Here is a 12,343-nt window from a genome sequence, read left to right as displayed (position 1 = left end):
GGGGGTGTACTGAATTCTGTGTAAACGGGTTTTCGTTTAAGTCTGTGGCACCCGGTCTTCAAACTGGATGGCGAAGCGGTTCAATGCAGCTTTCCAGTCCCGTATGGGCATCGTCCATTTCTTGCTGATGTTGTTCAGCGCGAGGTAAAACAGTTTGCTGACGGCTTCGTCGGTTGGAAAGGAACTACGGGCTTTGGTGACTTTTCGCAGGCTCATGTTAATCGATTCAATCGCGTTGGTGGTGTAAATCACCTTGCGGATTTCCGGCGGGTAGTCGAAGAACGGTATAACACGCGCCCAGTTGCGACGCCATGACTGGCTTATTGGTTTATACTGTTTATCCCATTTATCTTCGAATTCGGCAAGCCTGAGCTCAGCCTCGTCGGCCGTGGCCGCGCTGTAGATCAGTTTTAAATCGGCGGCTACTTCCTTCTGCGCTTTCCATGGTACGAAGTTCAGGCTGTTACGTACCATGTGGACGATGCACAGTTGAACAGAGGCCTGCGGGTAGACCGCCTCGATCGCGTCCGGGAAGCCCTTTAGGCCATCGACGCACGCGATGAAGATGTCCTGCACGCCGCGATTTTTGAGCTCGGTCACGACCTGCAGCCAGAACTTGGCGCCCTCAGTTTGGGAGATCCACAGGCCCAGCACCTCCTTGTGGCCTTCCATGTTGACGCCGATTGCCAGGTAGACCGCCTTGGTGCGTACAGCGCCGCTGTCGCGCACCTTGACGTGGATGCAGTCGAGATACAGGATCGGGTACACCGCGTCGAGCGGACGGGCCTGCCAGAGCTTCACATCCTCGCTGACAGCGTCCGTGACGTTGGAGATAAGGGTCGGTGACACCTCGGCGCCGTACATCTCCTCCAGGTGGCTTTGGATCTCCCGCACGCTTAATCCGCGCGCGTAAAGTGAGATGATTTTGTCGTCGAAGCCGGCCCAACGTGTTTGGTTCTTGACGACGATCTGCGGCTCGAATGTCCCTTGACGGTCGCGAGGAACGTCCAGCGGCAGTGCGCCAAAATCGCCTTTGAGAGTTTTTGTGCTGTGGCCGTTGCGAGTGTTGGCTGTGCCGTTAGTCACCTCGCCGCTCTTGTCGTGGCCTAGGTGGCCGGTCATTTCGACCTCCAGAGCGCGCTCCACCAGCATCTTGGTGAGCTGCTTGAGCAAGCCATTTTCGCCGATTAGGTCCTCGGGCTTTTGGTAATTGGCCAATAGGCTATCGGCCAGCTTGAGCAGTTCCGGATCGGGCTTGGCACGCTTGTTACGCTTTACAACGGTCATTGTTTCTCCTTGATGGCGGCAGTGTCCTGCCAAATGACCGTTTACACAAAATTATTTACACCCTCCGTGAAAACTAGTGCGCTGACCGCTTTCTGAACGAGTTCAGACTCGGTCAGAACAAGCGGCAAGAGCATTTCCTCGAAGCGATCACGCACGACTGTCTCAGCCATGCATGTGTCGAACGCTTCCGCAGCATAGAGCACCCCGTACTCGCCGGCAGGTGCGTCGAACCGGAAGACCGTGCCGCTGACGACAGCGGTGTTGTAGAAGACCGGATCACGATGCCCATTGTGGATGCGTAGCAGCGCATGTTGCCGAACATCGAGCAATTTAATTGGAAGAACGCGCGTTGCGAAGTCAGCGGGCGGCAGAGACGGGGCTAAATTCGTGCCCGTCACGCAGCGCCCTGGTCGGCGTCGCTAAAACGCTGGTCCACGGCCGCTAATACATTTTTGATGTCGACCGCAGAGTCAAGAATCGCATCCTTAGGCGGCAATTTCAAATCCGGATGCCGGCGGCACATAAACTCGTGTATGGCCCAGCAACTAAGATCCCTGGCGGCGAGCAAAGCCAACACTGGCTGCAAGCGGCGCGGATCTGCGGCAAACTGCCATTGCGGATAGCGGTAACCACGATTTGAACCGTCTAGTACAAGCGCATACAGCAGGTGCTTTTTGCGCAACGCATTGATATGCCGTTGGGAGGCACGGGCGGCATTCGCTGCTTCCGCAAGAGAGAGATTCTCGGATGCGTCCAATAGGGCGCGCATGCTATCACGGCCGCGCGCTCGTGCTGCAGCAAGCGAGTCGATCTCGCCCGCCGGCGCCAGTGGTGCCTGTGCTCCACCGCTCGTTATCAGCTCAGCGACTCTGGCGGCAAGGTGGCTTACAAATTCTTCCGACGGTGCATACAGAACACCTGGCATAACCGCGGGCGCAAATGCTTTGCCAAGCGCGAGTCCACCTAGCATAGGAGCAGACCAGATTAGACCGTCAAATCGCTTTGCTTCGCAGATTCGTTTCGGCGTCGAAAGGCGCACGCTGCTACCGCCTATCTCAACCAGTTTCCCATGTCGCAACTCAAAAACCATGACGACCCGAGGCGTCCCAACGCCAGCTGGACCATAGTGCTCGACGTTGTCTCCTTCTTGATTTTCGCTGCCGGGCGACCGGGCAGCTTCGCAATTTCGAGCACGACCGCGTGGGCGCCGGCGACTCTCGGCGATCGGCTTAAAGGCAAATGAAGATGGGATGGTCATAAGCCATCATATTACATGACCTACATGATCGCAAGCGTGTGCCACATTCAATCCGATCCCAAACAGATGGAAAATTGTGGACGAACAATAACTCTGACCCAGTTTTTCTAGGAGGACGCACGGATCTTCCACTGCCGTTCGGCGAAGTAAATGTAGTCACTTAAGCGAAGTAAATTTGAAACTCGCCGAAAACTGGCGTAATTTTTCCACCGAAAATCTGTTCCACGCCTTCAAAAACCGTTGCCTTACGGTAGTTTACTTAATAACAGCTAAGTAAATCGGCAAGGTTTCCTCGGCAAAACCTATTGCCGGGCCGGCGCGAAAGCAACACCGAACTGTTGCGCCAGCTGCGCCAGACGCCTGTCCTCCGACCACAGGCGCGACCCAGGCGTGAGCAGGGTCGAGGCCAGAAGGGCAAGGTCGACCAGGCCACATCCCAAGCCATATAAGCGTTCACGCTCGATCAATTCCCGTACTTCGCCCAGCGTGACCTGACGTGCCTGCGGGAGAGAAGCAATATCGGAAAGTGTCCGCGACCGCGGCGCCGGCGGCGTGCCGCAAGCCAGCTCGGTCACGATCATCGGATGCGACAGCGCTAGGTCCAGGCCCAGCAGCTCGACCAGGGTGTCATTGCGTTGCCGGAAGTGGTCGACCCACACCGAGGTATCGATCAGGACGCCGCTCATCAGGCATCGTCGCTTTGCCGACGGGGGATCTCGGGCATAGCGGGCGCGGCACCACCCAGCGCGGCGAGGCGCTTGGCGGCCTGGACGCGTACGAAGGTTTTGATTGCTTCGCGAAACAGGTCTGCCTTGTCCATTTCTGGATCGGCCATCTCAATAGCCTTGGTATACAGCTCGTCGTCGATGGTGACGGTCGTTCGCATAAAACCTCCTTGCATCAATTGTCGCTTCATTCTGCATCAATGAGCGCATCTATACAAGCGGCTGGCACGGTGTAGGCGAAATCACGTGGCATCGCCTGACGCGGACAATGCCGTTGTACCGAACGATCGACGTCCCTGTTGAGGCTCACCGTTCCCGTCGGCACAATTGGCGGCCGATGCTTCGTTGGAGAAGATTGCGTGGCTTGCCGTCGTCTGTAGGCGGCTTATACCCCTCAACATACCCGTCTGTGGCCGAACAATAAAGTTTGCCACAAACTCGCCTATGAGACGACTGATTCCGGCGTGCGGTCGTTGCAAATAATGTTTGCCACGACAGCTCGGCGAACGGTCTTGCATCGTTCGCTAGCAACAATAAAGTCTGCCACAGCCTGGACGGCGCGTAGGGTGCGCGACAGTCCGCTTTCGACCCAGGCTGTGTAAAAACGCAATCCTGGTCTTGTATCTGCTGACTTCACCCCACCAAGCTATGTTTGAAGGGCTAAAACGCGTTGTACTGGGACATATCGTTTTATGTGAATGTCCCTCCTAAATGCTACAGCAACCGCCAGAAGCGCCGCTTTTAAGCCCCACAAATCGATAAAAGCCTTGATGGCCTTCATCACATCCGCGATGCCGAGGATAGCCATCAGTCGCCTGAGGTTATAGGCGACGACATGCAGGCTCATCTCTGTCTTCACTCGCTCTAAACCCTTGCTCAGGAAATGCGTCGCCCCCATCCAGGCTTTGATGGTGCCGTATGGATGCTCAACAGTACAACGTCGAATACGCATGGCATTCGGCGTTTGCTCGAGACGTGCCTGCATACTCTCAAGCACGTCCTGATGTTCCCAGCAGGTCACGCGCCGCTGCGGACTCGGCGTGCACTTTTCTTTAAGCGGACACCCCTTGCAATTCGAGCTCCAATATCGATGATTCGTCAGCCCTTTTTCGACCGTCGCAAAGCGCCAAATGAGTGATTGACCTGCCGGGCAACGATATTCATTCTTCTGCGTATCGTAGATAAAGTCGGCCTTGTCGAATCGCCCGTCAGCTTTGGCGTTTGACGTTTTCGTCGGAGGCACCAGGGTGGTGATGCCAGCATCATGGCAGGCCAGTATTTCCTTGCCATTGAAGTAGCCTCTGTCGGCAAGCGCCGTCAGCTCTATTGTGCCAATTGCGATGCGTGCTTTTTTGGCCATTGCGGATAATTGATCACGGTCGCTGCCGCTGTTGGTAACCTCGTGCTCGACGATCAAATGGTGCTTTGCATCGACGGCGGTTTGCACGTTGTAGCCGACGATGCCGCTGCCGCGTGTCATCATGGATCGAGCATCGGGATCTGTCAGCGAAATCTGCGTTTCGCCAGTCTCTACAAGCTTCGCTTCAATTTCCTTGAGCGACGCCATCTGCAATTTCAACGCCGCTATTTTCTCTTCCAGCCGCACGCGTTTCGGTTTTGCGGCGCCAGGCTCCTGCCTGTCGGCGCTGTCGAGCTCGGCCAGGTAACGACCGATGCTCGCTTCGATCTCTTCCATGCGTCGCTTGAGTTTGGCGTCGGTGAAATTGCGATCGCTGCTGTTCACCGCCTTGAATTTACTGCCGTCGATAGCAACGACGGCATCCGAAAAAAGGTCAAGCTGCTGGCACAAGATGACGAACTGACGGCATACATTGCGGATCGATTTGCCGTTGTCTTTTCTGAAGTTTGCGATCGTCTTGAAGTCCGGTTTTAGACGCCCCGTCAACCACATCAATTCGATGTTCCGCTGAGCTTCGCGCTCCAGGCGCCGGCTAGACTGAATTCGATTCAGATAGCCGTAAATGTAAAGCTTGAGCAGGACGCTCGGATGGTAGGCAGGCCGGCCCGTTGCCGCCGGCTGCACGCGCTCGAATCCAAGGCTGGCAAGATCAAGCTGATCAACAAATACATCGACCACCCGGACAGGGTTGTCTTGGTCGACATAGTCGTCCAGTAGCTCGGGGAGCATGGTGGACTGACCGCGGTTTGCACCTTCGATAAAGCGTTTCATTCGGCACCCCGGTGATGAGATACTGCCATAACGTTTACCGCCCCGGTTTCGTTTACACTGATTTACGTTTTTACACAGTCTGGGTTGTAAGCGGACGCTACACTAGGTCTGCAATCGGCCCAGACTGTGTAAAAACGTAGGGACGTGTAAACGGCGGCAGCGTAGTCAACGTTAAGCCAGTATCTCATCACTACGGGTGCGAAATGAAGCGCTTTATTGAGGGCGAGGACCGCGGACAAGGCACGCTGCTGCCCGAGCTTCTGGACGACTACGTGGCCGAAGATAATCCGGTTCGTGTCGTCGATGTGTTCGTCGACGAGCTTGATCTTGCCAGCCTGGGTTTTGCTCGGGTGGCGCCGGCGAAGACGGGCCGGCCGGCCTACCATCCCGCCATTCTGCTCAAGCTGTACATTTACGGCTAACTCTACCGAACTTTCCTGGATCGACATAGGAGAAAATTCTTAAAAAGAGGTTCATGAATTTATAATACCCCCTTCGATACCTCGTTCCACTTTGTATGCCAATCGCGGACAATCCCCGCATGCGCGGGACACCCCCATATGCCGGTCCGATACATGGCATTCAAGAAGGTCGATTCCCATCGTGCGCAGGGCAACCGGGTCGGCATACTATTCGGGATAGTCACGCTGTGGCCGATCCCCGCGTGCGCGGGGCAACCGCGTTGAGGCGGGGCTTCCCCCAGTAGCTGGCCGGCCGATCCCCGCGTGCGTGGGGCAACCCTCCACGACGGCAGCGACACCATCCTGGCCCAGGGCCGATCCCCGCGTGCGCGGGGCAACCGCCAACTGCAGGATCAACTCGCAGGCCAGCAGGGGCCGATCCCCGCGTGCGCAGGGCAACCACTTGCATCCAGCCGCACCACTCTTCATACGCCTTTCAGGCCATGATGCTTCAAGGCTCGACGTGACATGAAGAGTTTGGGAAAATCCCAACATTTCTTTCTGTTTTATACGTAACTCCACCTAACGGAGTTGCTTCATGTCAAAAAGCAAAAGAGCGCCCGGTTCGAGAAGCACATCTATCGCCAGATGTCATCCAGCGGGTGCCACGTCTTCCCAATTTCCAGTTTTTCCCCAAAGCGCAGGTGACCATCAAATTGTCCGCTGTGTTCGACCCGTTTGAAGCAGTCGAGCCACGCCACCGGCGCCGCGTGCGCAACTTGCCGATACCCTCGACAAGCTGCTCTGAGAGGGCCCAGTGGCGGTAGCGCGGTCCAGCCCCTCGGCCCGATCTCCCGCTCAGCGCGGCTGCGGCAATTTCTTGGTGCGGTAATCCATTTGCGCGCGCGTGATGCCCAGCAGGCTGGCGGCCTTGCTGATATTGCCGTGCGCCGACTTCAGCGCCGCCTGCATCAGCGCATCCTCGATCTGGCCGAGCGTGGACTGCTGGCGCGCGATCACGCCCGACGCCCACTCGTCGATCGAGGTGCCGCTCGCCGGCCCCAGGCCGATGGTCTCGGCCAGGCTCGGCATCGCCGGCGTCAGCGCGGCCAGCTCGGCCAGTCCCAGCTGCGTCGAGTTGGCCGGACTTTCGTCGACGCTGAACAGGTGCGGGATATCGATCGCACCGCCTTCGTCGGCCAGGATGATGCCGCGCTCGAGCACGTTTTCAAGTTCGCGGATATTGCCCGGCCACTGGTGCGTCAGCAAGGCCTGCATGGCGCGGTTGGTGACGCCGGAAACCTGGCGCCCGTGCCGCTGGCACAGCTCGCGCAGCAGTTTTTCGAGCAGCAGCGGGATGTCGGCGCGCCGTTCGCGCAGCGGCTGAATCAGGATCGGGAACACGTTCAGGCGGTAATACAGGTCCTTCCGAAACCGGCCCTCTTCGACCGCAACCTTCAGGTTTTCGTTGGTGGCGGCCACCACCCGCACGTCGACCTTGCGGGTCCTGGTGCTGCCCAGGTGTTCCAGTTCGCCGCTCTGCAGGACGCGTAGCAATTTGGCCTGCGCCGTCAGGCTCAGGCACGCGATTTCATCGAGGAAGATGGTGCCGCCGTCGGCCGCTTCAAACCGGCCCGGGCGCGATTCGTTGACGCCGGTGTAGGCGCCCTTGTCGACCCCGAACAATTCCGACTCCATCAGTTGCTCTGGCATCGCGGCGCAATTGAGCTGGATGAGGGGCTTGTTGGCGCGCGGGCTCTTGCTGTGCACTTCGCAGGCAAACATGCTTTTGCCGACGCCGCTTTCGCCGAGCAGCAGCACGGTGGCGCGCGTTCCCGCGACCCGGTTGATGCGGTGGATCACGCCGAAAAATCCGGCCGAGGCGCCGATTGCCACCGCATGCCCGCCGCTGCCGCCCCCGGCTGGCAAAGGCGCGCCAGAAGCCGGCTGTGGCGCGCTGCCCGGCGCCACGCCACGGCGCTGCTGCAACGGTTGCGCCTCCAGATATTTCATGTCCAGTTCCGGATCGTCCCATTCTTCGACCGGCTTGCCGATCACGCGGCAATGGGCGGCGCCGGTCGAGCTGCATTCGACTTCGCGGAACAGGATCCGCTTGCCCATGAACGCGCTGCTGTAGCCGCTGGCGTAGCCGGTCTGCATCCAGCAGGCCGGCTCCGATCCCAGCCCGTAGATCGAGATGTGCGACTCGTCCTCGGACGAATCCTTCCACACCACCTCGCAATAGAAATGGCCGGTGGCGCTGTCGATTTCGAGCCGCACCGGTTCGGCCCGCACCACGCCTTCGAGGCCGTGCATTTGCGGACCGACCATGAACATATTGGTCTGGTTGTCGCCGGGCCGCACCTTGCGCGCCAGCGCCGCGTCCTTGGAGCCGGCCAGGTAGCCCATACGGGTCAGCAGGCCGCGCGCCGACTCGACCCCCAGCGATTCGATCAGTTCCTGGCGCAAGGCCCCGAAGGCCTCGGTGCGCAGCAGGATCATACGGCTGTCGTCGAGCCAGATGCGGCCGTCGGTCGGGCTGAAATGCAGCCGTTCGGCCAGGTCGCGAATATTTGGAAATATCTTGTCCTCGATCTTGTCGGGGATGTGAAGGCGCAGGCTCACGCCCGGCCCGGCCCCGGCGTCGGCCACTGTGGATTTCGACTGCATGGTCTCCTCGTTCTAATCTCAGGCGCCAGCACTGCCGTTTTTTTTTAAGCTTTTGATGACATGCACTTTTGGGCGAATTTCATGAATTGACTAATTGATACTCATGGACAACTTTGTGCGTTCGCAGCATCCATGCTCCGTATTGACTTGGCCGCGCCCAATCATATTGCCGTGCTCGCGGTGCAGCAAACGCACTTGAGGAATCAAGCTGGCACACCGTTTGCTATGCGTTAGATGAATACCGCATATGTCGGTTTCTTATTTGTCTTTTTCAATATAGGGGCGGCTGATGTCCGAAGTCAATGCAAATAACCGCTGGGTAAGAGTTACCAATGAAACGGAAAACGGCTTCATCGAGTTCGAATTCTTCGTCGCCGACCGCGACCTGTGCGTGGAACTGATCCTGCCCGCGGCCGCCTTTCAGGAGTTTTGCGCAATCAATCAGGTCCGCTTCATCGACACTGGCGCGCCCGGCCTGATCACGCCGTCCGAGCCCGGCATTCCGCTGCGCCGGATCAAATAATTTTACAAGGAGACATGGGATGCAAGTTGACATCAAGAGCCTGAACATCAAGCCGCTGCGCCATACTTTCGACGCCGTGGCGCGCTTCACCGGCACCGACAAGCCGGCCTCGCGCTACCTTGAGGCGACCATTGGGCTGCAGCCGGAAACGAACTTCCACTACCAGCCGCTGTGGTCGAAGGACCGCGCCATCTTCGACAAGCGCAACACCGCGATCGAGATGGCCGACTGGTATCGCCTGCTGGACCCACGCCAATACTACTACGGTGCCTGGACCATCACCCGCAGCAAGCAGCAGGATGCGGCCGAACGCAACTTTGCCTTTGTCGAAAAGCGCCAGATGCTGGCGACCATCCCCGCCGGACTGCGCGCGCAAATCGAGTACCTGCTGCTGCCGCTGCGCCATCTCGAGTACGCGGCCAACCTCAACAACTGCGCGATGTCGGCCAAGGGCTACGGTGTGTCGGTCACCCAGGCCACGATGATGTGCGCGATGGACCGGCTGGGGATTGCCCAGTACATCACCCGCATCGGCCTGATGCTGGCGGACGGCACCGACACCGCACTCAAGACCGCCAAGGCCGCATGGCAGAACGACCCGGCGTGGCAGGGCATGCGCGCGCTGGCCGAGAACATGCTGGTCACCGAAGACTGGTTCGAACTGTTCGTGGCGCAGAACGTGGTGCTCGACGGCCTGCTGTATCCGCTGGTGTACCAGTCATTCGGCAACCTGGCCAGCGCATCGGGGCAGACCAGCTTCGCGATGCTGACCGAGTTCATGAGCGAGTGGTTCGACGAACACGCTCGCTGGACTGGCGCGGTGCTGAAGATCGCCGCCGCCGAATCGCCGGCCAACAAGGAGCAACTGGCGCAGTGGGTCGGCAAGTGGCAGCCGCAGGTACTGCAGGCGCTGCAGCCGGTCGCCGCGGCGGCGTTCGGCACCCAGGCCGGCACCGAACTCGATGCCTGCGCCGGCCAGCTGGCCGAACGCCTGGCCAAGAGCGGCCTTTAATACCTGAAAGCGGAGACAGAACATGACTGAAAAAATGGTTTTCCTGGCCTTGCAGGACAACGAAGAAGCACGCCCGATCCGCGAGTCGATCGAGGCCGACAACCCGCACGCCACGATCACGCAGTACCCGGGCCTCTACAAGATCGACGCCCCCGGGCGCCTGGTGGTCAAGCGTGAAAGCGTCGAAGAGCGCATCGGCCGCCCATGGGACCCGCAGGACATCCACCTGACGCTGGTGTCGCTGTCCGGAAATATCGACGAGACCGACGACTACTTTGCGCTGGAACGCGTCTGACCCAGGCGCAACCTCAAAACATCACAGGAGACAATCGTGGCCCAAGCCAAGAAAATGAGTTTGAAGGACAAGTACACCACCATGACCAGCGACCTGGCCTGGGATTTTTCGTACAAGTCGCAGTCCGAGGTATTCCCGCTGTGCGACTTCGAAGGCATCAAGATCGAAGACTGGAGCAAGTGGGAAGACCCGTTCCGCCTGACCATGGACGCCTACTGGAAATACCAGGGTGAAAAGGAGCGCAAGCTGTACGCGGTGATCGACGCCTTCACCCAGAACAACGCACACCTCGGCGTGTCGGACGCGCGCTACATCAACAGCCTGAAGATCTTCCTGACGGCGGTCACCCCGCTCGAATACGGCGCCCACCGCGGCTTTGCGATGGCCGGCCGCGCCTTCCCCGGGGTCGGTGCCCAGGTCGCCTCGCAGATGCAGTCGATCGACGAACTGCGCCACGCGCAGACCCAGCTGCACACCATCAGCCAGTACAACAAGTACTTCGACGGCCTGCACGACCCGTTCCACATGTACGACCGCGCCTGGTACCTGTCGGTGCCGAAATCGTATTTCGAGGACGCGCTGTCGGCCGGCCCGTTCGAATTCGTCACCGCCATCTCGTTCTCGTTCGAGTACGTGCTGACCAACCTGCTGTTCATGCCCTTCATGTCGGGCGCCGCCTACAACGGCGACATGGCCACCGTGAACTTCGGCTTCTCGGCCCAGTCGGACGAATCGCGCCACATGACGCTGGGCCTGGAGGTGATCAAGTTCATCCTCGAGCAGCACCCCGACAACCTGCCCATCGTGCAGCGCTGGATCGACAAGTACTTCTGGCGCGGCTACCGCCTGCTCGGCATCGTCGGCATGATGATGGACTACATGCATCCGAAGCGCGTGATGTCGTGGAAAGAAGGCTGGGAGATGTACTTCGAGCAGAACGGCAAGGCGCTGTTCGACGACCTGGGACGCTACGGCATCACGATGCCCAAGTTCTGGGAGAAATCGGTCGAGGAGAAGGAACACATCACCCACCAGCTGTGGCTGACCTTCTACAGCGTCGGCAACGCCGCCGGCTTCCACACCTGGGTGCCCGAGGACTCCGAGCTGGACTGGCTGTCCGAAAAATACCCGAACACCTTCGACAAGTACTACCGCCCGCGCTTCGAATACCTGCGCGCCCAGGAAAAGGCCGGCAAGCGCTTCTACTCCCAAGCACTGCCGCAGCTGTGCCAGACCTGCCAGCTCCCGATGGTCCATACCGACACCAGCAAGCCGACCGAGCGCGTGTACAAGCACAGCACCTACAACGGCGACAAATTCCATTTCTGTTCGGACGGCTGCAAGTCGGTGTTCGACCACGAGCCCGAAAAATATGTGCAGGCCTGGCTGCCGCCGCACCAGATCTTCCAGGGCAACTGCGGCGGCCCGACGATTCCCGATGTCCTCAAGTACTACCACTTCTCCGAGAACGACCCCGGCGAGTTCCTGCATTCGCGCGATAACGCCAACTGGAACGAGTGGAAGGGCCTGAACAAGGACGACGAGGCAGCGTGACACCAGGCGCCGGCCGCGGATCGTCCGGCGCAAGCACCACACAATCAGGAGACAACCATGGCAGTCAAAGCAGCATACGAAAACTACAGCGGCCCGAACGCGGACGCAGTCGAGAATTTCCACGGCAACCAGGTGGTGTACATCGGATGGGACGAGCACATGATGTTCCCGTTCGCCGGCGTCTTTCCGCTGCCGCCGCAGATGCCGTTCGGGGCGCTGGTCAAGGACCTGCTGCCGTCGGTGTATGGCGCCCATCCGGATTTCGCCAGGATCGACTGGGCCGCGACCGAATGGTCGCTCGACGGCGCGCGCTTCACGCCCGACATGGACAGGAGCATCGCCGAGAACGGCGTCGCCCACAAATCGCTGCTGCGCCTCGCAACCCCCGGCTTGAACGGCATCGGCAACACGGGTTTCTGAGGAGCTG

At 59.2% G+C, this 12,343-nt stretch carries 11 protein-coding genes, 2 pseudogenes and 1 CRISPR repeat array; of the genes and pseudogenes, 6 read left to right on the top strand and 7 right to left on the bottom strand.

All coding sequences use genetic code 11. The features are described 5' to 3' along the window. Positions 1-36: 36 nt before the first annotated feature. The 6 genes and pseudogenes from RV1423_RS25830 to RV1423_RS25805 form a co-directional block, all read right to left on the bottom strand. Positions 37-1,287, bottom strand: coding sequence for an IS256 family transposase (locus RV1423_RS25830; RefSeq protein WP_034303257.1), 1,251 nt, complete (start codon positions 1,285-1,287; stop codon positions 37-39). Between the two features lie 41 nt (positions 1,288-1,328). After that, positions 1,329-1,685 carry an RES family NAD+ phosphorylase gene (locus tag RV1423_RS25825; RefSeq protein ID WP_081769014.1) on the bottom strand — a complete coding sequence of 119 codons (357 nt, stop codon included), beginning with the start codon at positions 1,683-1,685 and terminating at the stop codon, positions 1,329-1,331. Further along, a complete protein-coding gene (locus tag RV1423_RS25820; RefSeq protein WP_155835299.1) occupies positions 1,682-2,545 on the bottom strand; it encodes a hypothetical protein in 864 nt (287 codons plus the stop codon). The genes RV1423_RS25825 and RV1423_RS25820 overlap by 4 nt, the downstream gene beginning before the upstream one ends. A gap of 302 nt (positions 2,546-2,847) precedes the next feature. Beyond that, a complete protein-coding gene (locus RV1423_RS25815) occupies positions 2,848-3,231 on the bottom strand; it encodes a type II toxin-antitoxin system VapC family toxin (RefSeq protein ID WP_034303253.1) in 384 nt (127 codons plus the stop codon). After that, positions 3,231-3,431: a type II toxin-antitoxin system VapB family antitoxin gene (locus RV1423_RS25810; RefSeq protein WP_034303252.1), complete on the bottom strand. Its 201-nt coding sequence runs from the start codon at positions 3,429-3,431 to the stop codon at positions 3,231-3,233. The genes RV1423_RS25815 and RV1423_RS25810 overlap by 1 nt, the downstream gene beginning before the upstream one ends. Positions 3,432-4,033: 602 nt before the next feature. Continuing rightward, positions 4,034-5,461, bottom strand: a pseudogene (locus tag RV1423_RS25805) (IS1182 family transposase); the annotation flags it as partial. Positions 5,462-5,664: 203 nt separating this feature from the next. Here RV1423_RS25805 and RV1423_RS25800 point away from each other — a divergent pair. Beyond that, positions 5,665-5,880: pseudogene (locus RV1423_RS25800) on the top strand (transposase); the annotation flags it as partial. 171 nt (positions 5,881-6,051) lie between these two features. Further along, positions 6,052-6,323: direct repeats of the CRISPR family, unit length 28 nt; unit sequence GGCCGATCCCCGCGTGCGCGGGGCAACC. Positions 6,324-6,720: 397 nt separating this feature from the next. On the opposite strand, the gene RV1423_RS25795 reads toward RV1423_RS25800, so the two are convergent. Beyond that, positions 6,721-8,532: a sigma-54-dependent Fis family transcriptional regulator gene (locus tag RV1423_RS25795; RefSeq protein ID WP_081769013.1), complete on the bottom strand. Its 1,812-nt coding sequence runs from the start codon at positions 8,530-8,532 to the stop codon at positions 6,721-6,723. Between the two features lie 289 nt (positions 8,533-8,821). Between RV1423_RS25795 and RV1423_RS25790 the strand changes: the two genes are divergently transcribed. From RV1423_RS25790 to RV1423_RS25770, 5 genes are read left to right on the top strand one after another with little or no spacing between them, the layout of a single operon-like run. Then, positions 8,822-9,055 carry a phenol hydroxylase subunit gene (locus RV1423_RS25790; RefSeq protein WP_034303249.1) on the top strand — a complete coding sequence of 78 codons (234 nt, stop codon included), beginning with the start codon at positions 8,822-8,824 and terminating at the stop codon, positions 9,053-9,055. 19 nt (positions 9,056-9,074) lie between these two features. Continuing rightward, entirely contained in the window at positions 9,075-10,067 is a 993-nt protein-coding gene (locus RV1423_RS25785) for an aromatic/alkene monooxygenase hydroxylase subunit beta (RefSeq protein WP_034303247.1), read from the top strand. 22 nt (positions 10,068-10,089) lie between these two features. Continuing rightward, positions 10,090-10,362: an MmoB/DmpM family protein gene (locus tag RV1423_RS25780; RefSeq protein ID WP_034303245.1), complete on the top strand. Its 273-nt coding sequence runs from the start codon at positions 10,090-10,092 to the stop codon at positions 10,360-10,362. A gap of 36 nt (positions 10,363-10,398) precedes the next feature. Next, entirely contained in the window at positions 10,399-11,916 is a 1,518-nt protein-coding gene (locus RV1423_RS25775; RefSeq protein ID WP_155835298.1) for an aromatic/alkene/methane monooxygenase hydroxylase/oxygenase subunit alpha, read from the top strand. 57 nt (positions 11,917-11,973) lie between these two features. Beyond that, on the top strand, positions 11,974-12,336 hold the full coding sequence (locus tag RV1423_RS25770; protein WP_034303243.1) for a phenol hydroxylase subunit P4: 363 nt from the start codon (positions 11,974-11,976) through the stop codon (positions 12,334-12,336). Positions 12,337-12,343 lie beyond the last annotated feature (7 nt).

The sequence above is a fragment of the Herbaspirillum sp. RV1423 genome (assembly GCF_000577615.1).
GTDB lineage: Bacteria > Pseudomonadota > Gammaproteobacteria > Burkholderiales > Burkholderiaceae_D > Herbaspirillum.
The sequence above is the reverse complement of the archived record's forward strand: the minus strand, read 5'-3'. Positions and strand labels throughout refer to the sequence as shown.

Coding starts and splice junctions, on each gene's coding strand:
- RV1423_RS25830 (WP_034303257.1), bottom strand. CDS start 1,287: ATGACCGTTGTAAAGCGTAACAAGCGTGCCAAGCCCGATCCGGAACTG.
- RV1423_RS25820 (WP_155835299.1), bottom strand. CDS start 2,545: ATGACCATCCCATCTTCATTTGCCTTTAAGCCGATCGCCGAGAGTCGC.
- RV1423_RS25815 (WP_034303253.1), bottom strand. CDS start 3,231: ATGAGCGGCGTCCTGATCGATACCTCGGTGTGGGTCGACCACTTCCGG.
- RV1423_RS25810 (WP_034303252.1), bottom strand. CDS start 3,431: ATGCGAACGACCGTCACCATCGACGACGAGCTGTATACCAAGGCTATT.
- RV1423_RS25795 (WP_081769013.1), bottom strand. CDS start 8,532: ATGCAGTCGAAATCCACAGTGGCCGACGCCGGGGCCGGGCCGGGCGTG.
- RV1423_RS25790 (WP_034303249.1), top strand. CDS start 8,822: ATGTCCGAAGTCAATGCAAATAACCGCTGGGTAAGAGTTACCAATGAA.
- RV1423_RS25785 (WP_034303247.1), top strand. CDS start 9,075: ATGCAAGTTGACATCAAGAGCCTGAACATCAAGCCGCTGCGCCATACT.
- RV1423_RS25780 (WP_034303245.1), top strand. CDS start 10,090: ATGACTGAAAAAATGGTTTTCCTGGCCTTGCAGGACAACGAAGAAGCA.
- RV1423_RS25770 (WP_034303243.1), top strand. CDS start 11,974: ATGGCAGTCAAAGCAGCATACGAAAACTACAGCGGCCCGAACGCGGAC.